The sequence below is a fragment of the Thermomonas mangrovi genome (assembly GCF_028201335.1).
In the GTDB taxonomy this organism is placed as follows: Bacteria; Pseudomonadota; Gammaproteobacteria; order Xanthomonadales; family Xanthomonadaceae; genus Thermomonas; species Thermomonas mangrovi.
Window position 1 is genome coordinate 495,126 of record NZ_JAPEVV010000001.1, and the last position, 21,992, is coordinate 517,117.

The 21,992-nt window shown below is 69.6% G+C and carries 19 protein-coding genes, 2 tRNA genes and 1 riboswitch; of the genes, 10 read left to right on the plus strand and 11 right to left on the minus strand.

What is annotated here, in order from left to right; genetic code table 11:
* Positions 1–96 precede the first annotated feature (96 nt).
* The 4 genes from infA to trxB form a co-directional block, all read right to left on the minus strand.
* Positions 97–315 carry a translation initiation factor IF-1 gene (gene infA / locus ON759_RS02380; RefSeq protein ID WP_100311533.1) on the minus strand — a complete coding sequence of 73 codons (219 nt, stop codon included), beginning with the start codon at positions 313–315 and terminating at the stop codon, positions 97–99.
* 87 nt (positions 316–402) lie between these two features.
* Positions 403–1,149: a leucyl/phenylalanyl-tRNA--protein transferase gene (aat, locus tag ON759_RS02385; protein WP_271678742.1), complete on the minus strand. Its 747-nt coding sequence runs from the start codon at positions 1,147–1,149 to the stop codon at positions 403–405.
* The gene (locus tag ON759_RS02390) at positions 1,146–2,291 is read right to left on the minus strand and encodes a GNAT family N-acetyltransferase (RefSeq protein WP_425608426.1); all 1,146 of its coding nucleotides are present in this window, start codon (positions 2,289–2,291) and stop codon (positions 1,146–1,148) included. Before ON759_RS02390 ends, aat begins: the two co-directional genes overlap by 4 nt.
* A complete protein-coding gene (trxB, locus tag ON759_RS02395) occupies positions 2,291–3,244 on the minus strand; it encodes a thioredoxin-disulfide reductase (protein WP_271678743.1) in 954 nt (317 codons plus the stop codon). The genes ON759_RS02390 and trxB overlap by 1 nt, the downstream gene beginning before the upstream one ends.
* Before the next feature lie 143 nt (positions 3,245–3,387).
* On the opposite strand from trxB, the gene ON759_RS02400 reads away from it, so the two are divergent.
* The 5 genes from ON759_RS02400 to ON759_RS02420 all read left to right on the plus strand — a co-directional run bounded on the left by ON759_RS02400 (position 3,388) and on the right by ON759_RS02420 (position 9,747).
* A complete protein-coding gene (locus ON759_RS02400) occupies positions 3,388–4,458 on the plus strand; it encodes an alanine dehydrogenase (protein WP_271678744.1) in 1,071 nt (356 codons plus the stop codon).
* Between the two features lie 46 nt (positions 4,459–4,504).
* Positions 4,505–6,880 carry a DNA translocase FtsK 4TM domain-containing protein gene (locus tag ON759_RS02405; RefSeq protein WP_271678745.1) on the plus strand — a complete coding sequence of 792 codons (2,376 nt, stop codon included), beginning with the start codon at positions 4,505–4,507 and terminating at the stop codon, positions 6,878–6,880.
* Positions 6,881–6,965: 85 nt separating this feature from the next.
* A complete protein-coding gene (lolA, locus tag ON759_RS02410; RefSeq protein ID WP_271678746.1) occupies positions 6,966–7,583 on the plus strand; it encodes an outer membrane lipoprotein periplasmic chaperone LolA in 618 nt (205 codons plus the stop codon).
* A gap of 100 nt (positions 7,584–7,683) precedes the next feature.
* Positions 7,684–8,376: a hypothetical protein gene (locus ON759_RS02415; RefSeq protein ID WP_271678747.1), complete on the plus strand. Its 693-nt coding sequence runs from the start codon at positions 7,684–7,686 to the stop codon at positions 8,374–8,376.
* Positions 8,377–8,451: 75 nt separating this feature from the next.
* Entirely contained in the window at positions 8,452–9,747 is a 1,296-nt protein-coding gene (locus tag ON759_RS02420; RefSeq protein WP_271679017.1) for a replication-associated recombination protein A, read from the plus strand.
* 9 nt (positions 9,748–9,756) lie between these two features.
* Here ON759_RS02420 and ON759_RS02425 read toward each other — a convergent pair whose 3' ends face one another.
* The 7 genes from ON759_RS02425 to ppsR all read right to left on the minus strand — a co-directional run bounded on the left by ON759_RS02425 (position 9,757) and on the right by ppsR (position 13,003).
* The gene (locus ON759_RS02425; RefSeq protein WP_271678748.1) at positions 9,757–10,077 is read right to left on the minus strand and encodes a DUF190 domain-containing protein; all 321 of its coding nucleotides are present in this window, start codon (positions 10,075–10,077) and stop codon (positions 9,757–9,759) included.
* A gap of 11 nt (positions 10,078–10,088) precedes the next feature.
* Positions 10,089–10,466, minus strand: coding sequence for a fluoride efflux transporter CrcB (gene crcB, locus ON759_RS02430; protein ID WP_271679018.1), 378 nt, complete (start codon positions 10,464–10,466; stop codon positions 10,089–10,091).
* A 69-nt stretch (positions 10,467–10,535) separates the two neighbouring features.
* Positions 10,536–10,611: riboswitch (Fluoride riboswitch) on the minus strand.
* 121 nt (positions 10,612–10,732) lie between these two features.
* Positions 10,733–11,149 carry a hypothetical protein gene (locus ON759_RS02435; protein WP_271678749.1) on the minus strand — a complete coding sequence of 139 codons (417 nt, stop codon included), beginning with the start codon at positions 11,147–11,149 and terminating at the stop codon, positions 10,733–10,735.
* A 231-nt stretch (positions 11,150–11,380) separates the two neighbouring features.
* Positions 11,381–11,456 (minus strand) — tRNA-Glu (locus ON759_RS02440).
* Between the two features lie 21 nt (positions 11,457–11,477).
* Positions 11,478–11,553 (minus strand) — tRNA-Ala (locus tag ON759_RS02445).
* 44 nt (positions 11,554–11,597) lie between these two features.
* Entirely contained in the window at positions 11,598–12,086 is a 489-nt protein-coding gene (locus ON759_RS02450; RefSeq protein WP_271678750.1) for a DUF1249 domain-containing protein, read from the minus strand.
* A gap of 95 nt (positions 12,087–12,181) precedes the next feature.
* Positions 12,182–13,003: a posphoenolpyruvate synthetase regulatory kinase/phosphorylase PpsR gene (ppsR, locus tag ON759_RS02455; RefSeq protein WP_271678751.1), complete on the minus strand. Its 822-nt coding sequence runs from the start codon at positions 13,001–13,003 to the stop codon at positions 12,182–12,184.
* 88 nt (positions 13,004–13,091) lie between these two features.
* Between ppsR and ppsA the strand changes: the two genes are divergently transcribed.
* The 5 genes from ppsA to ON759_RS02480 all read left to right on the plus strand — a co-directional run bounded on the left by ppsA (position 13,092) and on the right by ON759_RS02480 (position 21,966).
* A complete protein-coding gene (ppsA, locus tag ON759_RS02460; protein WP_271678752.1) occupies positions 13,092–15,461 on the plus strand; it encodes a phosphoenolpyruvate synthase in 2,370 nt (789 codons plus the stop codon).
* 83 nt (positions 15,462–15,544) lie between these two features.
* A complete protein-coding gene (locus ON759_RS02465; protein WP_271678753.1) occupies positions 15,545–15,943 on the plus strand; it encodes a hypothetical protein in 399 nt (132 codons plus the stop codon).
* A 98-nt stretch (positions 15,944–16,041) separates the two neighbouring features.
* Positions 16,042–17,340 carry a TolC family protein gene (locus tag ON759_RS02470; RefSeq protein ID WP_271678754.1) on the plus strand — a complete coding sequence of 433 codons (1,299 nt, stop codon included), beginning with the start codon at positions 16,042–16,044 and terminating at the stop codon, positions 17,338–17,340.
* Positions 17,337–18,845 carry an efflux RND transporter periplasmic adaptor subunit gene (locus ON759_RS02475; RefSeq protein ID WP_271678755.1) on the plus strand — a complete coding sequence of 503 codons (1,509 nt, stop codon included), beginning with the start codon at positions 17,337–17,339 and terminating at the stop codon, positions 18,843–18,845. Before ON759_RS02470 ends, ON759_RS02475 begins: the two co-directional genes overlap by 4 nt.
* Before the next feature lies 1 nt (position 18,846).
* Positions 18,847–21,966 carry an efflux RND transporter permease subunit gene (locus ON759_RS02480; RefSeq protein WP_271678756.1) on the plus strand — a complete coding sequence of 1,040 codons (3,120 nt, stop codon included), beginning with the start codon at positions 18,847–18,849 and terminating at the stop codon, positions 21,964–21,966.
* Positions 21,967–21,992 lie beyond the last annotated feature (26 nt).

Sequence of the window (21,992 nt, forward strand, 5' to 3'; positions counted from 1 at the left end):
GGCGGAATGGCCCAGTCCGTCGGCGATCCGCCACCCATTCACGGAAACGAAAAAGGCGGCCCATGGCCGCCTTTTTCTTGCACCGCGCGATCGCAGTCAGCGATGGCGGTAGGTGATGCGCCCCTTGCTCAGGTCGTACGGGGTCATTTCGACCTTGACCCGGTCCCCGGTGAGGATGCGGATGTAGTTCTTGCGCATGCGTCCGGAGATGTGCGCGATGATCTCGTGGCCGTTCTCCAGCTTGACCCGGAACATGGTGTTCGGGAGGGTCTCGGAGATCGTGCCTTCGAATTCGATGACGTCGTCTTTCGCCATGTGGTCCTGCGTTGTTGCGAGAGGCCGGGCAAAGGGCCCGGAAGCCGCGCATTGTCGCACGCACGGCGGGGCCTTGCAAAAATCCCGTTAAGCGGGGCGTGGGGCGCAGGCGTCCGCCGCCGTGACCTCGCCGAACCGATCGCGCCACGAACCCGGCTCGGCAGGACGATCCCGCAGGCTGGCGAGCGCCTCGAGGTAGGCCTGGCGCGGCCAGGTGTCCACGCCCAGACGGCGCGTGTGCGCATTCGGCACCTGCGCATCCAGCAGCGGCCACCCCCACGCCTGCATGCGCAGCGCCAACGCGGCCAGGGCCAGGCTGGAGGCGCCGGATTCCGCGGAATACATGCTGTCGCCGCAGACCATGTGGCCGAACGACAGGCCGAACAGACCGCCCACCAGCCGCCCACCGTCGAACACTTCGATGCTGTGCGCGTGGCCGAGGCGGTGGAGCGCGAGGTAGGCCGCCTGCATCCCGGCGGTGATCCACGTGCCGCGCGACTGGCCCGCCCGCGGCGCGGCGCAACCGGCGACCACCTCCGCGAACGCGGTGTCGGCACGCACCGTCCACCCACTGTTGCGCAATTGCCGTCGCAGGCGCGAGGCCAGGTGCACGCCATCGGTGCGGAACACCGCGCGGCGCGACGGGCTCCACCACAGGATCGGGTCGCCTTCGGTGAACCACGGGAAGATGCCGCGGCGATAGGCGTTCAGGAAACGGGTCGGGCTGAGGTCGCCGCCATACGCCAGCAGCCCGTCGGGCTCGCGCAGGGCGCTGGCGGGCGCCGGGAACGGCGACGCCGGATCCGCGCCGAGTTCCGGGATCGGCACGTTCAAGCGGCCTCCGTGCGGAATGGCGCGTGCCGGCGCAATGCCTGCTGCTGCGACGCGACCGCGGCGCGCTCTTCGGCGCACCAGCCGCGCAGGGCGTCCGCGAAGCGCGGGTCGGCGATCCAGTGGCGGCTGCGCACGCGCACCGGCAGGAAGCCGCGCGCGATCTTGTGCTCGCCCTGCGCCCCGGGCTCGAACTGCCGCAGGCCCTCGCGCAGGCAGTAGTCGATGCCTTGGTAGTAGCAGGCCTCGAAATGCAGGCCAGGATGCCGCTCGCTGGCGCCCCAGTAACGCCCGTACAGCGTGTCGCCCCCGCGCAGGCACAGCGCGCCGGCGATCGGCGCGCCATCGCGTTCGGCCAGGATCAGCACGAGCTGCCGCGGCATGGCGCGGGCGAGGTGCTGGAGGAAGGCCAGCGTCAGCGCCGGCGAATTGCCGTAGTCGGCGAAGGTGGCCAGATAGAACCCGTGCATCGCCGTGAGGTCGTCGGCGCTCGCCTCGTCGCCATGCACGACGCGCAGGACGATGCCGGCTTCGCGGACCTTGCGCCGCTCCTGGCGGATATTCTTGCGATGCTTGTGGTCCATGGCCGCGAGGAAGTCGTCGAAGTCGCGCCAGCCCGCCTCGTTGCGCCAGTGGTACTGCAGGTCCTCGCGCAGCAGCCATCCCGCGCCCTCGGCGTCGGCATCGAACGCCGCGTCGTCGACCTCGTCGTGGAAGTTCACGTGCGCCGACGACAGCCCGCCATGCCCGGCGAATCCGGCGATCGCCGCCGGCAGAAGGCGGCGCGCATCGGCATCGCGCGCCAGCAGGCGCGGCCCGGTGACCGGGGAGTAGGGCACCGCGCACAGCCACTTCGGGTAGTAGTCCAGGCCGTGGCGGGCATAGGCGTGCGCCCAGGCATGGTCGAACACGAACTCACCGTGCGAGTTGGCCTTGAGGTAGCCGGGCGCGGCGGCGATCAGCGCCTCGCCCTCCCACAACCCCAAGTGGCAGGGCGTCCAGCCCCAGTCGGCGCGCAGGCAGCCGGTGGATTCCAGCCCGGACAGGAACGCGTGCGTGATGAACGGATTGCGCCCGTCGTGCAGCGCATCCCAGTCGGCGGCGGGGAGTTCGGACAGCGCGCGGTGGATGCGCGCCGCGGGCATCAGTGGCCCGCGTCCAGGAACTTCTCCGCATCCAGCGCGGCCATGCAGCCGAACCCGGCCGAGGTGATCGCCTGGCGATACACCTGGTCGGCGACGTCGCCCGCCGCGAACACGCCGGGGATGCTGGTCTGGGTGGCGTTGCCGTCCAGCCCGGTCTGGATCTTCAGGTAGCCGTTCTTCATCTCCAGCTGGCCGTCGAACAGCTGCGTGTTCGGGCTGTGGCCGATGGCGACGAAGAACCCGTGCACCGGGATCTCGCGGGTGCTGCCGTCGAGCACCGACTTCAGGCGCATGCCGGTGACGCCGGCGTCGTTGCCCAACACCTCGTCGACCGTGTGGTGCCAGACCGCCTCGATCTTGCCGGCCTCGATCTTCGCGAACAGCTTGTCCTGCATGATCTTCTCCGCGCGCAGGGTGTCGCGGCGATGCACCAGGTAGACCTTGCGGGCGATGTTCGACAGGTACAGGGCTTCCTCGACCGCGGTATTGCCGCCGCCGATCACCGCCACGTCCTGGTCTTTGTAGAAGAAGCCGTCGCAGGTGGCGCAGGCGGACACGCCGCGGCCCTTGTAGGCCTCTTCGGACGGGATGCCGAGGTACTTGGCGGTCGCGCCGGTGGCGATGACCAGCGCATCGCAGGTGTAGTCGCCCGAATCGCCCCTCAGGCGGAACGGGCGCTGGCCGAGCTCCGCGGTATGGATGTGGTCGAACACGACCTCGGTATCGAAGCGCTCGGCGTGGGCCTGCATGCGCGCCATCAGGTCCGGGCCCATCAGGCCATGGGCATCGCCCGGCCAGTTGTCCACCTCGGTGGTGGTCATCAGCTGGCCGCCCATCTGCAGGCCGGTGACGACGACGGGCTTGAGGTTGGCGCGGGCGGCGTAGACCGCCGCGGTCCAGCCGGCGGGGCCGGAGCCCAGGATCAGGAGGCTTGCGTGCTTGGTCGGGTTCATCGTGTCTGGAGTCGAAGCTCTATAATTCCGCGGATTCCGGATCCGCATCCGTCGCATAGCTTGGCGGCGGGGCGGTCCCGATACAAGGCGCGGCCGCCGGAACGCTGTCGCCCATCCCCAGGATTTCGCCCAGGAGCGACGCGATGCGCATCGGTGTACCCAAGGAAACCAAGACCCTCGAAGGCCGCGTGGCCCTGGTGCCGGCCGCGGCCGGCGACCTCGTCAAGCGCGGCCACGAGGTGTGGATCGAGCAGGATGCCGGCGTGAAGTCGGGCTTCAAGGACGAGCAGTACACCAAGCTCGGGGTGAAGATCGCGCCGGACGCCGCCGCGCTGTACGAGAAGGGCGAGCTGATCGTGAAGGTGAAGGAGCCGATCGCCGGCGACCTGCAGCACCTGCGCCGCGACCACCTGCTGTTCTGCTACCTGCACCTGGCCGCGGAGCCGATGCTGACCCGCCAGTTGCTCGACATCGGGCTGACCGGCGTCGCCTTCGAGACCGTGGAGCTGCCGAACGGCGACCTGCCGCTGCTGGCCCCGATGTCGGTGATCGCCGGCAAGATCGGCGTGCAGGTCGGCACCCACCTGCTGCACCAGCCCATGGCCGGCAAGGGCAAGCTGCTGGGCGGCATGGCCTCGACCGAGCGCGGCAACGTGGTGGTGTTCGGCGCCGGCCAAGCCGGCAGCGCCTCCGCCGCGCTGGCCGCCGCGGGCGGTGCCAACGTCACCGTGTTCGAGATGCGCCAGGACCGCATGGACGAGGCCCGCCGCCTCGGCAACAACGTCACTGCGCTGTACCCGTACCACGACATGGTCGCGCGCAAGGTCGCCGAGGCCGACCTGGTCATCGGCGCGGTGCTGATCACCGGCGCCAAGGCCCCGCACGTGATGACCCGCGAGATGCTGCGCGACATGGAGGACGGCTCGGTGGTCGTCGACATCGCCATCGACCAGGGCGGCTGCTTCGAGACCTCGCGCCCGACCACCTGGAAGGAGCCGACCTACGTGGAGGAGGGCATCACCCACTTCTGCGTCACCAACATGCCGGGCGCGGTGCCGCAGACCTCGTCGCAGGCGATCTGCGCGGCGATCCTGCCGTGGGTCAACAAGCTGGCCTCGGGCAACGACTGGCGCCAGAACGCGGCGCTGGTGAAGGGCATCAACGTGGAGGCCGGCAAGATCGTGCATCCGGCGCTGCAGGGCATGCAAGTTTGACGTATATTCAAGGACCTAGGGGACGTTCCTGAGGTTCGATCGCAAGGTGGCGAAGTCGGCAACCGACACAGCCCGGGGCAGCCGCAAGGCGGTCGCGAAAGCGGCCGCCGGCAAGCCCGCGGCCAATCCCCGCCGGCAGAAGCTGTGGCGCGACCTCGCCCTGATCGCGATCGCGCCGCTGCTGCTGTTCCTGCTGGCCGCGCTGGTCACCTATGCCCCGGCCGATCCCGGCTGGTCGCATTCCGGCACCATCACCGCGCCGATCCACAACGCCGGCGGCCGCGTCGGCGCGTGGATCGCCGACGTGCTGCTGGGCCTGACCGGCTATGTCGCGTTCCTGCTGCCGCTGGTGCTGGGCGCGATTGCCTGGATCGCGCTGTTCGGCATGGACACCGATGGCGATGGCCAGGCCGACCTCGGCCCGGCGTTGCGGCTGGTCGGCATGGTCGGCTTCCTGGTGGCCAGTTGCGGCCTGCTGAAGCTGCGGGTCGCCGGTTCCAACGACCTGTGGGCCGGTAGCGGCGGGGTACTGGGCCGCTTGGTCGGCAACTCGCTGGAGTCGCTGTTCGGCACGCTGGGCGCCAACCTGTTCCTGGTCAGCCTGTTCCTGATTTCGGTCACCCTCGCCACCGGCCTGTCCTGGCTGGCGGTGATGGACCGCATCGGCGGTTTCGTGCTGGCGCTGCCGGGCCTGTTGGGCCGCGGTGCCCGCCAGGGCGCGAAGCAGGCCAGCGAATGGAGCGAGGCGCGCGCGCTGCGCGAGGAACGCGAGGAAGCGCGCAAGGTCGATTCCGAGATCCGCCTGCGCCGCGAGAAGGTCAAGATCGAGCCGCCGCCGGCACCGGTGGTGGAGAAGAGCGAACGCGCCAAGCGCGAACAGCAGATCCCGCTGTTCAACGCCGGCGACGGCTCCGGCATCCCGCCGCTGGCCCTGCTCGACGATCCCAAGCCGCAGCCGAAGGGCTACGACGAACAGACGCTGGAAACCCTGTCTCGGCAGATCGAGTTCAAGCTCAAGGACTTCCGCATCGATGCCGAGGTGGTCGGCGCCTACCCGGGCCCGGTGATCACCCGCTTCGAGGTGCAGCCGGCGCCCGGCGTGAAGGTCAGCCAGATCAGCTCGCTCGACAAGGACATCGCGCGCGGGTTGTCGGTCAAGTCGGTGCGCGTGGTCGACGTCATCCCCGGCAAGTCGGTGATCGGCCTGGAAACGCCGAACACCCACCGCGAGATGATCTACCTGAGCGAATTGCTGCGCTCCAAGGAATACGACAAGTCGGCCAGCCACCTGACCCTGGCCTTGGGCAAGGACATCGCCGGCCGGCCGACGGTGGCCGACCTTGCGCGCATGCCGCACCTGCTGGTCGCCGGCACCACCGGCTCGGGCAAGTCGGTGGCGGTCAACGCGATGGTCCTGAGCCTGCTGTACAAGGCCTCCGCGAAGGACCTGCGGATGCTGATGATCGATCCCAAGATGCTGGAGCTCAGCGTCTACCAGGGCATCCCGCACCTGCTGGCGCCGGTGGTCACCGACATGAAGGAGGCCGCCAACGGCCTGCGCTGGTGCGTGGCCGAGATGGAGCGCCGTTACAAGCTGATGAGCGCGGTCGGCGTGCGCAACCTGGCCGGCTTCAACAAGAAGGTGAAGGACGCCATCGACGCCGGGCAGCCGTTGATGGACCCGCTGTTCAAGCCCAACCCGGAGCTCGGCGAGGCCCCGCGCCCGCTGGAGACGCTACCGTTCATCGTCATCTTCATCGACGAATTCGCCGACATGATGATGATCGTCGGCAAGAAGGTGGAGGAGCTGATCGCGCGGCTGGCGCAGAAGGCGCGCGCGGCCGGCATCCACCTGATCCTGGCCACCCAGCGGCCGTCGGTCGACGTCATCACCGGCCTCATCAAGGCCAACATCCCGACCCGCATCGCGTTCCAGGTCAGCAGCAAGATCGATTCCCGCACCATCCTCGACCAGAGCGGCGCGGAGACCCTGCTGGGCCACGGCGACATGCTCTACCTGCCGCCGGGCACCGCGATGCCGGAACGCATCCACGGCGCCTTCGTGTCCGACGACGAGGTGCACCGCGTCGTCGAGCACCTCAAGCAGACCGGCGGCCCGGATTACATCGAAGGCGTGCTGGAAGAGGCGCAGACGATGTACGACGGCAGCAGCGTCGGCGCCACCGGCCTGCCCGAAGCCGGCAACAGCGATGATCCGGAAGCCGACCCGCTGTACGACCAGGCCGTGCAGATCGTCACCGAGACCCGGCGCGCCTCGATTTCCGGCGTGCAGCGCCGGCTGAAGATCGGCTACAACCGCGCGGCCCGCCTGATCGAAGCGATGGAAGCCGCCGGCATCGTCAGCACACCCGAACACAACGGCGACCGCACGGTCATCGCCCCGCCACCGCCGCGCGCCTGAGCGCACGCCAACGACGCAGGCTCCCGTGTACGCGCATTCAGCCTGGTTGGCGGAGACTGCGCGCATCGCTGAACGGAGACTTCCCATGCGCATTCGATCCAGCCTGCTCGCCGTCGCCTTGTTGCTGGCCGCCCAGGTCGCACAAGCGGGCGCTCGAGACCAGTTGCAGGCCTTCACCAAGGGCCTCAAGGGCCTGGACGGGCAATTCACCCAGCAGGTGTTCGATCCGCGCGGCAAGCAGAAGGAGCGCTCGACCGGCCGCGTGGCGGTGTCCGCACCCCGCCTGTTCCGCTGGGAATACGCCAAGCCGTACCCGCAAGTGATCGTGGCCGACGGCAAGACCGTGTGGGTCTACGACCCCGACCTGCAGCAGGCAAGCAAGCGCCCGCAGGGCGCGGAGGAGGCGAGCAGCCCGCTGGCGATCCTGCTCGATCCCGCCAGGCTCGATCGCGATTTCGTGGTGCAGGAGGACGGCACCCGGGATGGCGTGGAGTGGATGAAGCTGACCCCGCGCACCGGCGAGGCGGCGTTCAAGACCGCGCGTCTGGGCTTCGCCAAGGGTGGCTTGTCGCGGATGGAATACGTCGATGCGCTGGGCCAGCGCACAGTCATCGGCTTCGGCCCGTGGAAGCGCAATCCCGTCTTCGCCAAGAACACCTTCGTCTTCGTGCCGGCCAAGGGTGTGGATGTGATCGGCGGGTGATGATCGCGGGTCGGCGGGCGTTCAGCCTGCTGGCCCGCCGCTCACGCGCGTTCGACGCGCAATGGCGGACTCTGGCGGCATCCAGACACCGGACACACCCATGCACCGCATCCTCCTCGCCACCCTGATCGGCACCGTCGCCGCCGGCACCGTGGCGGCGGGCAATGCGCCGGGCCTGTTCGTCGAGGGCCGGGCCGATGCGAAGGTGTCATCGGCCCCGACGCTCGACGCGCGCGCGCGCGACGCCATCGACGCCGCGACCGCCGCCGCGCTGATCGGCGCGCTGCAATCCCGTTTCGAGGGCGAGCGGGTCGAGCTGCGTCTCGGCGAAGTAAAGGCCGACCGCGTGAGCCTGCGGGACCTGGCGCTGCACGGCGACGCCCGCATCCGTTTCGCGGGCGCGCAAGCGTGGATGCCGATCCGCTTCGATGCGCTCTACGACACCACCGGCATGGTGGTCGAAAGTCCGAACATCGTCATCGGCGCGCGCACCGCGTACGCCAAGCGCGCGGACGCGCTCCCGCTTCCGGGGCTCGTCAGCGCGCTGGATGCCGCGCTGGATGCCGAGTTCCAGTCGAACGCGGTGGACGTCAGCCTCGGCAAGGCGCAGGTGATCGGCAGCGATGGACGTCGCGACATCGTCGCAGCGGACGCGGTCGCGATCTTCGACGGCCACGACCGCGTACCGGTCAGCGTCCGTGCGTTGTACGACCGCGAGGCCGGCCGCTGGCTGGCGCCGAGCTACGACTTCGACGTAGTGGCCGGTACCGGCGAGGCCGTGGCCGCGCGCTAGAATCGGCGGGTGGCCGCCTCCCGATCCACGCCCGCCCGCGGCGACCTGTTGACCGATCCCGCCGACGCACTCGCCATGCGTCCGCTCGCCGAGCGCATGCGGCCGCGCGGCCTCGACGACATGGTCGGGCAGGGCAGGCTGTTGGCGCCGGGGTCCGCGCTGCGTCGCGCGATCGAGTCCGGCCGCCTGCATTCGATGGTGTTGTGGGGTCCGCCTGGTTGCGGCAAGACCACGCTCGCGCTGTTACTGGCGCACTACGCCGAGGCCGAATTCGTCGCGATCTCGGCGGTGCTATCCGGGCTGCCGCAGGTGCGCGACGTATTGGCCCAGGCGCAGGCGCGCTTCGAGGGCGGCCGCCGCACCGTGCTGTTCGTCGACGAGGTGCACCGCTTCAACAAGACGCAGCAGGATGCCTTCCTCCCGCACATCGAACGCGGGACGATCCTGTTCGTCGGCGCCACCACCGAAAACCCGTCGTTCGAGCTGAACTCGGCGCTGCTTTCGCGGTGCCGCGTCCACGTGCTGGAAGCGGTCTCGCCGGAGGACATCGAGCAGGCCTTGCGACGCGCGCTCGACGACCGCGAACGCGGGCTCGGCGATCGCGGGATCGCGATCGCGCCCGTCTTGCTCCGGCAGATCGCCATTGCCGCCGACGGCGACGTGCGACGCGCGCTGACCCTGCTCGAGATCGCCGCCGACCTGGCGGCAGGCGAGGGCGGGGTGGTCGGCGAGCACACCCTGCAGCAGGTACTGGCCGACCGCACCCGGCGCTTCGACAAGGGCGGCGATGCGTTCTACGACCAGATCTCGGCGCTGCACAAGAGCGTGCGCAGTTCCAATCCGGATGCCGCGCTGTACTGGCTGGCGCGGATGCTGGATGGCGGCGCGGACCCGGCCTACCTTGCGCGGCGCCTGACCCGGATGGCGGTGGAGGACATCGGCCTGGCTGATCCGCGCGCCCTCCAGATGGCGATCGAGGCCTGGCAGGCCCACGACCGGCTAGGGTCGCCGGAGGGCGACCTCGCGCTGGCCCAGCTCACGCTGTACCTGGCCAGCACTGCCAAGTCCAACGCCGGTTACGTTGCGTGGAAACGTGCGCGCGCCGATGTCGAGGCGTACGGCACGCAGCCGGTGCCGCTGCACATCCGCAATGCCCCGACCGGGCTGATGAAGTCGCTCGGGTACGGCAAGGCGTACCAGTACGACCACGACGTCGAAGGCGGCGTCGCGCTTGGCCAGACCGGCTTCCCCGACGCAATGGGCGAGCAGGTCTACTACGAACCCACCACGCGCGGCATGGAAGCACGGCTGAAGGAAAAGCTGGACGCCCTGCGCGAAGCGCGTGCGCAGGCGCGCGGCGAGGGCACCTGACCCGCGGCGTCAGGCTCGGGGAAGCTGTCCGAAGTCGGCCTGGTTCCTGACCCAGAACAGCGCCAGCCCCGCATCGGTGGCGGCCGCCAGCAAGCGGTCGATCGCCGCCGACGGCGCGAAGAACTCGACCAGCACCGGCTGTTCGCCGGCCAATTCGTAGAAATGCATCTCGTGCAACTCGCCCGCGCGGCCGTAGCCCGCGATCGCGCGATACGCCGAGCCGCCGGCGATGCCGAGTCCGCGCGCCTGTTCCAGCAGCCATTCGTGGACCAACCGACCGTGGACCTTGCGGTTCTCGTAGGTGTACAGGCGCAGGTGGGTGCCTTCCATCGCGTCGATCCTCAGGGTTTGGCCAGCATCCGGAACACGCCGTAGCCGGCGAACGTGGCCACGATCGAGCCGATGGTGTGCACGGCCACCAGCGCGGCGGCCCAGCCGTACTGCTGGCGCAGCAGCAAAGTCACGCTTTCTGCCGAGAACGTGGAGAACGTGGTCAGCCCGCCGAGGAAGCCGGTGGCGATCAACAGGCGCATCGCGGGCGGGATTGCCTGGAACTGCTCGAACAGGCCCAGCGCGACGCCCATGAGGAAGCCGCCGACCACGTTCGCCGCCAGCGTGCCCAGCGGCAGCGTCGGGAACATCGGATTGAGCGCCAAGCCCAAGCCCCAGCGGGAGATTGCGCCGAAGCCGGCGCCAATGAAGATCGCGATCAGGGACATCCAGGGCACGCGGTCGCTCCGTTCGAGGATGTGCGCGCCAAACGCCAAGCACGCCTGCACACCCGGAGTGGGTCGGCAGGCATCATCAGCCAGGGAGGCGGTTCGCCGGCGAACCGGCCGGAGGAATGCCATCTCCGCAGCCGGATTAATGCCCAGGCCGCGGACACGGTCAAGTGGTCCCGCATTCAGAACATAATAGACATTATGCGAACATTAACGATCCCGATGTTCACGGGCCGATCTTCGCCAGCTCGCCCGCCGCTTGGCTAATACCCGTTGCATGCGGCCCGCACGGGCGCATCGAGCTTGCCGAGATCCGCATAGGTCCGTTTCAGTCCGATGCGATTCTCCGCGGCCCTGCGTTGCTGCTTGGCGATGCGGCACAGATCATTTCTTGTTTGGGTTCGCGATCCGCGACCCGTGGCGTTCGACCGCGCGATTCGCGTCGCCCTAGGCGTGCGTACCGGTGTTGGTTCGCTCAAGGCCGGACGCGCGATGCTGTCTGGCACGGGCGCGTAATGGACGATACCGAGTTCGCGATGTCCATGCGGACATGCCGTCGCGTGATACCCCACCACCTTCGTCGGTGAGACGCAGCGATGCAGTTCCGCACCAACCGCCGCCGGCGGGCACAGCGCGACGGCAGCGAGGCATGCAATGGCAAGGAGTCGGACGATCGACATCGGCGCAACCTGGACTGTGGTTGCAACCAGCCTGTCGCATCCGCGCGGCCCACTCCCTAGGCGAAGTATTGCGTGCGTTGTCGGGCGAAGGCGCAAGCGGATGTCGGAAATTCCCGGCAGCGCCTGCTTCCAGCGCGGAACGCTGACGGCGTGCATCCCGCCGGCGCGCAACGCATGGCCACCATACGAAAAAGCCGCCTTGCGGCGGCTTCTCGTGCTTCGGTCTTGAGGTGGCGTCCCCACGGGGATTCGAACCCCGGTCGCTACCGTGAAAGGGTAATGTCCTAGGCCTCTAGACGATGGGGACAAAACCGAAACCAGCGAAACGTGGTGGAGCCAGCCGGGATCGAACCGGCGACCTCCTGCATGCCATGCAGGCGCTCTCCCAGCTGAGCTATGGCCCCACGGGCTGGAAAGGCGCGCATTTTGCGGGTGATTCGCGGAAGCGTCAAGCGTTTCTTGCGATCGCGTCCGCATCGCATGCATGGAGCGTCGCGACGCCGTGCCCCTGCTCCGCCAGGTACTGCAGCCACTTGCCGAGGAAGGTGTTCATCCGCAGGCGGTGGTCGAGGATGCGCTCCGGTGGCGGGAACATGCCGATCACGTCCTGCCAGCGACGTCCCGCATAGCAGTGCGTCGCCTCGACCTGCCGCGCATCGCGATACAGGCGCAGGCTGGCGGAAGGATCGGCGAGGCCGGTCTGCGGGTCGACCAGCCCATAGCTCATGCGCAACTCGGAGGTGTACGCATGTTGCTCGACGACTTCGAGATGGACGTCGAGTCCGTCGCCGATGGCAGACAGGTAGCGGCCGCAGCCGAGGTCGGCAGGCTCGAACAGCCGTTGCAGGCGCGCATGGTTCTCCGCGTACAGGCCCATCAGCCAGCCGAAGCGGCTCAGGCGTGGGAGCGGTGCACGTCGCGAGAGGGCCAGGGTCATGGCCCGATCCTACACGCGGCTGCGGCGGGGCGGCAGGGGCCACCGACGGACCCATGCAGGTGCTGTTGGGACAGCCTCCCCTGCCCGCGCACTGCTCAGTACATCTCGCGGTTGATCCCCAGGTGCTCGAGCACGCGGCTGGAAATTTCCTCGATCGAGGCGTGGGTGGTGCTGAGCATCTCGATGCCTTCCCGGCGCAGCATCGCCTCGGCCTGGGCGACCTCGCGACGGCAGGTGTCGAGTTGCGCATAGCGCGAGTTGGCCCGGCGTTCCTGGCGGATCTGCTGCAGCCGCAGCGGGTCGATGGTGAGCCCGAACAGCTTCTGCCGGTACTGGCGCAACTTGGCCGGCAGGCGCTCGTCCTCCAGGTCTTCCGGGGTCAGCGGATAGTTGGCCGCCTTCACCCCGTGGTGCAGGGCCAGATAGATGCAGGTGGGGGTCTTGCCCGCACGCGACACCCCGACCAGGATCAGGTCCGCCTCGTCGTAGTCGAGGCGCACGCCGTCGTCGTGGGTCAGCGCGTAGTTCATCGCATTGATGCGGCGATGGTAGGCCTCGAAGTCGACCATGCCATGCGCCTGCCCTACCCGCTGCTGGCGGCTCTGGCCGAGCTCGCGCTCCAGCGGCTCGATGAACGGCGCGAAGACGTCCAGCATCAGCGCGCCGCTCTCGCCCAGCAAGGCGGTCAGGCCGGCATCGACGCAGGAATTGACCACGATCGGGCGGACGCCCGCCACCTGCCCCGCCCGGCGGATGCGATCGGCGGCCTCGCGCGCCTTGTCGGGGGTATCCACGAACGGCAGGCGGTCGGTCTGGAAGCGGGTGCCGGTGAACTGGGTCAGCAGGCTGTGGCCGATGGTCTCGGCGGTGATGCCGGTACCGTCGGAGACGTAGAACACGGGGCGGACGGCATCCATCTGCAATCGTAGTCATGGCCGGGGGTGGCGTCTAAAATAGCGGACTCCGGCACGCCCGCGCCGCCCCACCCCCCTCGGAGCCCCCGCCTTGACCGCCAACGTCCTCTGGCTGCACGACCTGCGCCTGTCCGATCTCGCCCAGGTGGGCGGCAAGAATTCCTCGCTCGGCGAAATGATCGGCGAGCTGTCCGGCCTCGGCGTGTCCGTGCCTGGCGGCTTCGCGACCACCGCCGACGCGTTCAAGGCGTTCATCGCGCACAACACGCTGCACGCCCGCATCTACGACAAGCTCGCGACCATCGATGTCGAGGACGTGCCGGCGCTGACCCGGGCCGGCGCCGAGATCCGCGGCTGGGTGATCGACGCCCCGCTGCAGCCCGACCTGGATGCCGACATCCGCAGCGCCTACGCCAAGCTGTGCGCGGATGCCGGGGCCGCCGACATCGCCGTCGCGGTGCGCTCCTCCGCCACCGCCGAGGACCTGCCCGACGCCAGCTTCGCCGGCCAGCAGGAAACCTTCCTCAACGTGACCGGCGCGGACGACGTGGTGCGCAAGGTCAAGGAGGTGTTCGCCTCGCTGTACAACGACCGCGCGATCGCCTACCGCGTGCACCACGGCTTCGCCCACGAGGACGTGTTCCTGTCCGCCGGCGTGCAGCTGATGGTGCGCTCCGACGTCGGCGCGTCCGGCGTGCTGTTCACCCTGGACACCGAATCCGGCTTCCGCGACGTGGTGTTCGTGACCGCCAGCTACGGCCTGGGCGAGATGGTCGTGCAGGGTGCGGTCAACCCGGACGAGTTCTACGTCTACAAGCCCACGCTCAAGGCAGGCAAGCCGGCGATCCTGCGCCGCTCGCTCGGCAGCAAGCAGCTGCGCATGGTGTATTCCGACGTGCCCGGCGAGCGCGTGCGCACCGAAGAGACGCCCGCCGAACTGCGCGCACGGTTCTCGATCAGCGATGCCGACGTGCAGGAGCTGTCGAAGCAGGCGCTGGTGATCGAGCAGCACTACGGCCGGCCGATGGACATCGAGTGGGGCAAGGACGGCCACACCGGCAAGCTCTACATCCTGCAGGCGCGCCCGGAGACCGTGAAGTCGCGCGCGCACGCCACCCAGATCGAGCGCTACACCCTGCAGCAGCGCGGCGAGGTGCTGTCCGAAGGCCGCGCGATCGGCCACAAGGTCGGCAGCGGCACCGCCCGCGTGGTGCGCTCGCTGGCCGACATGGAACGCGTGCAGCCCGGCGACGTGCTGATCGCCGACATGACCGACCCCGACTGGGAGCCGGTGATGAAGCGCAGCGCCGCCATCGTGACCAACCGCGGCGGCCGCACCTGCCACGCGGCGATCATCGCCCGCGAGCTGGGCGTGCCCGCGGTGGTCGGCACCGGCGACGCGCTGGACCGCATCCGCGACGGCGACCCGGTGACGGTCAGCTGCGCCGAGGGCGACACCGGCTTCATCTACGCCGGCGCCCTGCCCTTCGAGCGCACCACCACCGACCTCGGCAACATGCCGCCGGCGCCGCTCAAGATCATGATGAACGTGGCCAACCCGGACCGCGCCTTCGACTTCGGCATGCTGCCGAACGCCGGCATCGGCCTGGCCCGGCTGGAGATGATCATCGCCAGCCACATCGGCGTGCATCCCAAGGCGCTGCTCGACTACGACCGCCAGGACGCCGCGACGAAGGCGAAGATCGACGCGCGCATCGCCGGCTACGCAGGCCCGGTGGAGTTCTACATCGAGCGCCTGAAGGAAGGCATCGCCACCATCGCCGCGTCGGTCTACCCGAAGCCGGTGATCGTGCGCCTGTCGGACTTCAAGTCCAACGAATACGCCAACCTGCTGGGCGGCTCCAAGTACGAGCCGCACGAGGAGAACCCGATGATCGGGTTCCGCGGCGCCTCCCGCTACATCGACCCCAGCTTCAAGGCCGCGTTCGCGCTGGAGTGCGTGGCGGTCAAGCGCGTGCGCGAGGCGATGGGCCTGGACAACGTGTGGGTGATGATCCCGTTCGTGCGCACGCTGGAGGAAGGCCGCCAGGTGGTCGAGGTGCTGCGCGAGAACGGCCTGGTGCAGGGCGAGCACGGGCTCAAGATCATCATGATGTGCGAGGTCCCCTCCAACGCGCTGCTGGCCGACGAGTTCCTGGAAATCTTCGACGGATTCAGCATCGGCTCCAACGACATGACCCAGCTCACCCTGGGCCTGGACCGCGACAGCGCCATCGTCGCCGGCCTGTTCGACGAGCGCGACCCGGCTGTGAAGAAGATGCTGTCGATGGCGATCCAGTCCGCGCGCGCCAAGGGCAAGTACGTCGGGATCTGCGGCCAGGGCCCCAGCGACCATCCGGATCTGGCGCAGTGGCTGATGGAACAGGGCATCGAGTCGGTGTCGCTTAACCCGGACACCGTGGTCGATACCTGGCTGGCGCTGGCGAAGGCCAAGCACTGATCCTTGCCGCTTGACCTTGCCCCCGGGGCAAGGTCGATACTGGCCGCACTGCCCGCCCCGCCCGCCTCCGCAATCCACTGCGCATGAAACCGATCCGCCGCCGCCTGCACCTGCGCATTGCGATGCTCGCCATGCTGGCGCTGCTATGGTCGCAGACCGCGCTGGCCTGGCATGCGGTGTGCGCGGCGGAGCTGCCGCCGGCGGTCGCACAGGCGGTGGCGATGCAGGGCCACGGCAGCGACTGCCATCAGGCGCCGCCGCCAACTGACGACGACGGCCTGTGCGCCGCGCACTGCGACCAGGACGTGCCCAGCCCGGACACGGCGCGCATCCCTGCGCTGCCCGCGATGCCGGCGCTGGTGCCGGCGCTGGTGGCTGCGCTGACGCCCCACGCGCCGGCGACGCTGCGCCGGGTGGATTCGCCACCGCCCATCGCCTGGCACCGGCCGACCGCGCATCCCGCCGCGCTGCTGCTGATCTGATCTCCGATCCCCGCCACCGGCGGTGATGCCCTGCGCATCGCCGCTGCAGTGCCGCGCGCGCCCGCGCGCCGGCTCCACGGGTCTGATCGAGGTCGAACATGCGACTCCCACCGCCCGGCGATGCCCTGCGCATCGCCCCGACAGTCCGGCGCTGGCTGGCACTGTCCTGCCTGCTGCTTGCCTTCTGCGCGCCGGCCCGCCCGGCCGACGATCCGCCACCCGGTGCCGACCTGGCTTCGGTCCGCGCCTGGCTGCTGCAGCACAATCCCGAGCTGCGCGCCCGCGCGGCGGACGCCGAGGCCGCGCGCGCGCAGGCCGTCGCCGCCGGCAGCCTGCCCAATCCCACCGTGGGCATCTCGCTGCAGGGCATCTCGCCCGATCATCCCAGCCCGCTGCCGGCAAACATCGGCAGCACCAGCTACCAGCTGCGCCAGCGCATCCCGCTGTGGGGCAAGCGCGGATTGGCGCGAGGGATCGCGGAGCAAAACGCGAACGCGCTCGACGCCGGCCGCGACGCAGCCGCGCTGACACTGCTGGCCCAGGCCGAGACCGCCTACGTGCGCTACTGGCATGCCGGGCAGGCGCTGCGGCTGGTCGACGAGCGGATCGCCCTGCTGCAGGCGCTGGAGGAAATCGCCGGCGTGCGCTATGCGCTGGGCATGGTGCCGCAGCAGGACGCGATCCGCGCGCAGGTGCTGACCACCCGCGCGCAGGGCCAGCGCATCGCGCTGGAGGAAACCGGCAGCGAAGCCGGCATGCTGCTCAACCTCCTGCTGGGCCGCCGCGCCGATGCCGCGCTGGCGCCGGCCGCGCAGGTGCCGCAACTGGCAGTGGCCAGCGCCACGCTAGGTGAAGCGCTGGCGAAACTCGACAACGGCGCCCATCCCGCGCTGCAGGCGGCGCAGGCCCAGGTGGCGGCTGCGCAGGACGCGCTGCGGCTGCGCCAGCGCGAGCGTTGGCCGGATATCTCGGTGGGCGTCGGCGCGATGCAGCGCGGTCATCGCATCGACGGTTTCGATCTGATGCTGGAGGTGGAGCTGCCGCTGCAGCGGCGCGCGCTTGCCGCGCGCGAGCGCGAGGCGCGACGGCTGGAAGAAGCCGCGCAGGCGCGCGCAGAGGCACAGCAGACCTCGCTGGGCGGGCAACTGGGCGTTGCCTGGGCGCAGTGGCGCAGCGCCCGGCGCCAGCGCGAGCTGCTGGCCTCCACCCGCATGCCGCAGGCCGAAGCCAACTACCGCTCCGCGCTGGCCAGCTACCAGGTCGGCGACGTGGATTTCAACGCACTGCTGGACGCCCTGGCCGAATGGCAGGACGCCAGGCTTGCCCACCTCGACGCCACCCGCGACGAACTGCTTGGCGCCGCCAGCGTGCGCGCCCTCGAAGGAGACGCTCCATGAACCGTTCCCACGGCATCCTGATCGCCGCCGGCGTCGTCGTCGCACTCGGCGGCGGCATCGTGCTGGGGCGCCTGACGAAGACCGACGCGCCCGCCGCCCCGGCAAACGCGCCAGCGCCGCGCAAGCCGCTGTACTACCGCAACCCGATGGGCCTGCCCGACACCTCGCCGGTGCCGAAAAAGGACGAGATGGGCATGGACTACATCCCGGTCTATGCCGAGGACGAGGCCAGCGCCGCGCCCGGTACCGTGGTGCTGTCGCCGGAGAAGATCCAGACGCTCGGGGTGCGCACTGAGCCGACGCGCCGGCAGGTGCTTGCCGCCGACGTCCGTGCCAGCGGCACCATCGGCGTCGACGAAACCCGTCAGCACGTGATCGCCCCGCGCTTCGACGGCTGGGTGGAAACCCTGCAGGCCGACCAGACCGGGATGGCCGTGCGGCGCGGCCAGGCGCTGGCAACGGTATACAGCCCCCAACTGCTCGCGGCCCAGGAGGACTACCGCGTGGCCGATGCGGCGCTGCGCGAACTGCGCGACGGCGACGCGGCCAGCCTGCAGTCCATGCGCCGGCTGCGCGACGCCGCCCGGCGGCGCCTGCTGAACTGGGGCATCGACGCGGGCCAGCTGGAACATCTTGCGCACCTGCCGCCCGGCAATCTCACCATCACTGCGCCGGTCGCCGGCGTCATCGTGGAAAAGCCCGTCGTGCAAGGCGCGCGCTTCGTTGCCGGCGACACCCTGCTGCGGCTGGCGGACCTGTCCACGGTCTGGGTGACGGTGAACGTGCCGGCCGCGCAGATCGGCAGCGTGCGGCTGGGCCAGCCCGCCCGCTTCAGTTCGCCCGCGCTGGCCGGCCAAACGTTCGATGGCAAGGTGAGCTTCCTGCAGCCCATGCTGGATGCAGCCACGCGCACGCTGGCGGTGCGGGTGGCGCTGCCGAACCCGGACGGCCGGCTGCGGCCGGGCCTGTACGGCACGGTGGTGCTGGGCGGAGAGCGGGGTCCCGAAGCGCTCACCATTCCGCGCTCGGCGCTGATCGATTCCGGGCAGCGCCAGGTGGTGCTGGTCGAAGTGGCGGACGGCCGCTTCGCGCCTCGGCCGATCACCGCCGGTCGGCGCAGCGGCGACCGCGTCGAAGTGCTGGACGGCCTGCGCGAAGGCGAGCGCGTGGTGGTGGAAGGCAACTTCCTGATCGACGCCGAAAGCAACCTGCGCGCGGCCCTGCAGGGATTGGCCGCGACCACCGGCACCGGCCACGCCGGCCACGACATGGGCAGCCATGCACCGGCAACGCCCGCGGACGCGGATCCGCATGCGGGGCATGCGATGCCGGCCGCAGCGGCGGCGGATCCGCATGCCGGTCACGCGATGCCGGCCGCGCCGGCGGCGGACCCGCACGCAGGTCACGCGATGCCGAAGGCAGATCCGCATGCGGGCCACACCATGCCGGCCACGCCGAAAAACGATCCGCATGCCGGCCACGACATGCCAGACAGGGAGCACTGACATGCTGGCCCGGATCATCGAGTGGTCGGCGCGACACGTGTTCCTGGTGCTGGTGCTGGCGCTGGCGCTCACCGCCGGCGGCATCCATACGCTGCTGCACACGCCGCTGGACGCGCAGCCGGACCTGTCCGATGTGCAGGTCATCGTCTATACCGAGGCGCCGGGACAGGCGCCGCAGGTGGTCGAAGACCAGATCACCTATCCGCTGACCACCGCCATGCTGGCGGTGCCGGATGCGAAGGTGGTGCGCGGCTTCTCCTACTTCGGTTCGTCGTTTGTCTACGTGATCTTTGAGGACGGCACCGACATCTACTGGGCGCGCTCGCGGGTGCTCGAATACCTCAGCGCCGCCGGCCGCCAGCTGCCCGCCGGCGTCACCCCCACGCTGGGGCCGGACGCCACCGGCGTCGGTTGGGTGTACCAGTACGTGCTGGAGAGCAAGCGCCATTCGCTGGACCAGCTGCGCGCGCTGCAGGACTGGTTCGTGCGCTACCCGCTCACCGCCGCGCACGGGGTGGCCGAGGTGGCCAGCATCGGCGGTTTCGTGCGCCAGTATTCGGTCACCGTGGACCCGGTCAAGCTGCGCGAATACGGCATTCCGCTGGCTCGCGTCGGCGAAGTGATCGCGGCCAGCAACCGCGATGTCGGCGGCCGCACGCTGGAGCTGGCCGAGACCGAGTACATGCTGCGCGGGCGCGGCTACCTGCGCGGCATCGGCGACATCGAGCAGCTGGTGGTGAAGGCGGAGGGCGGCGTGCCGGTGCTGGTGCGCGACATCGCCAACGTCGAGCTGGTGCCGGACGAACGCCGCGGCATCGCCGAGCTGGACGGCGAAGGCGAGGCGGTGGGCGGGATAGCGATTGCCCGCTACGGCGAAAACGCCCGCGCGGTGATCGGCGCGGTGAAGGAGAAGCTGCGGGAGATCCAGTCCGGCCTGCCGGAAGGCGTCAGCATCCGCAGCGTGTACGACCGCTCGCAGCTGATCGATCGCGCGATCGCCACCCTGCGCACCACGCTGCTGGAGGAAAGCGTGATCGTGGCGCTGGTCTGCGTGCTGTTCCTGTTCCACGTGCGCAGCGCGCTGGTGGCGATCATCATGCTGCCGGTCGGGGTGCTGGTCGCGTTCATCGCCATGCGCGCGCTGGGCATGAACTCGAACATCATGAGCCTGGGCGGCATTGCGATTGCCATCGGGGCGATGGTCGATGCCGCCATCGTGATGATCGAGAACGCGCACAAGCACCTGGAGCGCGACGATGGCAGCAAGCCGCGCGCGCAGATCATCATCGAGGCCTGCCGGGAGGTCGGCCCGGCGCTGTTCTTCAGCCTGCTGATCATCACCGTCTCGTTCCTGCCCGTGTTCGCGCTGGAAGCGCAGGAAGGCCGCCTGTTCAAGCCGCTGGCGTTCACCAAGACCTTCGCCATGGCCGGCGGCGCGCTGCTGTCGGTGACGCTGGTGCCGGTGCTGATGCTGCTGTTCGTGCGCGGGCGGATCGTGCCCGAGCACAGGAACCCGGTGAACCGCGTGCTGATCGCGCTGTACCGACCGGTCATCCACGGGGTGCTGAAACACCGCGCGCTCACTCTCGGCGTGGCCGGGCTGGTGCTGCTGGCCTCGCTGTGGCCGGCTTCGAAACTGGGCAGCGAATTCATGCCGGCCCTCAACGAGGGCAGCCTGCTGTACATGCCCACCACCCTGCCCGGCCTGTCGGTCACGCAGGCGCAGAAGCTGCTGCAGCAGCAGGACCGCATCATCAAGTCGTTCCCGGAGGTGGAATCGGTATTCGGCAAGGCCGGCCGCGCAATGACCGCCACCGACCCGGCGCCGCTGGAGATGTTCGAAACCACCATCAACCTCAAGCCGGAAGACCAGTGGCGCGACGGCATGACGGTGGACAAGCTGATCGCGGAGATGGACAAGGCGCTGCAGTTCCCGGGCGTTGCCAACTCGTGGACGATGCCGATCAAGGCGCGCACCGACATGCTGTCCACCGGCATCCGCACGCCGGTGGGGATCAAGGTTTTCGGCAACAGCCTGGAGCAGCTGGAACAGGTCGCCCGCCAGATCGAGGCCGCCGTACGCAAGGTGCCCGGCACCACCAGCGCCTACGCCGAACGCCTGACCGGCGGCTACTACCTCGACATCGTGGCGGAACCGCAGCAGCTGGCCCGATACGGGCTGTCGGCCGGCGCCGTGCAGGACGTGGTCGCCAGCGCGCTGGGCGGCCAGCTGGTCACCACCACGGTGGAAGGCCGCGAGCGCTTCGGGGTGATCGTGCGCTACCCGCGCGAACTGCGCGACACCCCCGAGCGGATCGCGCAGCAGGTGCTGGTGACCACGCCGGAGGGCGCGCAGGTGCCGCTGGGCGAACTGGCCACGCTGGAAATCCGCAAGGGCGCGCCGTCCATCCGCACCGAGAACGCGCAGCTGGCGGCGTACATCTACGTCGACACCCGCGAAAGCGACCTCGGCGCCTACGTGCGGCGCGCGCAGCAGGCGGTGGCGGAAGCGGTGCGGCTGCCGCCGGGCACCTACGTCAGCTGGAGCGGGCAGTACGAATACATGCAGCGGGCCAAGGCGCGGATGCAGGTGGTGGTGCCGGTGACCCTGGCGCTGATCTTCCTGCTGCTCTACCTCAACTTCCGGCGCATCACCGAATCGCTGATCGTGATGCTGTCGGTGCCGTTCGCGCTGGTGGGCGGGGTCTGGCTGCTGTGGCTGCTGGACTACCAGCTCAGCGTGGCGGTGGCGGTGGGCTTCATCGCGCTGGCCGGGGTGGCCGCGGAGACCGGGGTGGTGATGCTGCTCTATCTCGACCATGCGCTGGAGGACATCAAGGCGCGATGCGCGGCGGAAGGCCGATCGTTCTCTGCCGCCGACCTGCAGCGCGCCATCGTCAGTGGCGCGGTGGAGCGGGTGCGGCCGAAGATGATGACGGTGGTGGCGATCATGGCCGGCCTGCTGCCGATCATGTGGAGCCATGGCACCGGTTCGGAGATCATGCGCCGGATCGCCGCGCCGATGGTGGGCGGGATGGTGTCTTCCACCCTGCTGACGCTGGTGGTGATCCCGGTGATCTATGCACTGGTGAAGCAGCGCGGCACGCGGTCCGCCGGCTGACCGCGCGCGCAGGCCGCGGGGCACGC

Bases quoted from the DNA above. Each gene is read 5' to 3' on its own strand.
- ON759_RS02450 (WP_271678750.1), bottom strand. From the start codon at position 12,086: ATGACCCTGGCCCTCTCGCGACGTGCACCGCTCCCACGCCTGAGCCGC.
- ON759_RS02465 (WP_271678753.1), top strand. From the start codon at position 15,545: ATGAAACCGATCCGCCGCCGCCTGCACCTGCGCATTGCGATGCTCGCC.
- ppsR (WP_271678751.1), bottom strand. From the start codon at position 13,003: ATGGATGCCGTCCGCCCCGTGTTCTACGTCTCCGACGGTACCGGCATC.
- ON759_RS02435 (WP_271678749.1), bottom strand. From the start codon at position 11,149: ATGTCGATCGTCCGACTCCTTGCCATTGCATGCCTCGCTGCCGTCGCG.
- ON759_RS02470 (WP_271678754.1), top strand. From the start codon at position 16,042: ATGCGACTCCCACCGCCCGGCGATGCCCTGCGCATCGCCCCGACAGTC.
- ON759_RS02425 (WP_271678748.1), bottom strand. From the start codon at position 10,077: ATGGAAGGCACCCACCTGCGCCTGTACACCTACGAGAACCGCAAGGTC.
- trxB (WP_271678743.1), bottom strand. From the start codon at position 3,244: ATGAACCCGACCAAGCACGCAAGCCTCCTGATCCTGGGCTCCGGCCCC.
- lolA (WP_271678746.1), top strand. From the start codon at position 6,966: ATGCGCATTCGATCCAGCCTGCTCGCCGTCGCCTTGTTGCTGGCCGCC.
- infA (WP_100311533.1), bottom strand. From the start codon at position 315: ATGGCGAAAGACGACGTCATCGAATTCGAAGGCACGATCTCCGAGACC.
- ON759_RS02415 (WP_271678747.1), top strand. From the start codon at position 7,684: ATGCACCGCATCCTCCTCGCCACCCTGATCGGCACCGTCGCCGCCGGC.
- crcB (WP_271679018.1), bottom strand. From the start codon at position 10,466: ATGTCCCTGATCGCGATCTTCATTGGCGCCGGCTTCGGCGCAATCTCC.
- ON759_RS02480 (WP_271678756.1), top strand. From the start codon at position 18,847: ATGCTGGCCCGGATCATCGAGTGGTCGGCGCGACACGTGTTCCTGGTG.
- ON759_RS02420 (WP_271679017.1), top strand. From the start codon at position 8,452: ATGCGTCCGCTCGCCGAGCGCATGCGGCCGCGCGGCCTCGACGACATG.
- ON759_RS02390 (WP_425608426.1), bottom strand. From the start codon at position 2,291: ATGCCCGCGGCGCGCATCCACCGCGCGCTGTCCGAACTCCCCGCCGCC.
- ON759_RS02475 (WP_271678755.1), top strand. From the start codon at position 17,337: ATGAACCGTTCCCACGGCATCCTGATCGCCGCCGGCGTCGTCGTCGCA.
- ON759_RS02400 (WP_271678744.1), top strand. From the start codon at position 3,388: ATGCGCATCGGTGTACCCAAGGAAACCAAGACCCTCGAAGGCCGCGTG.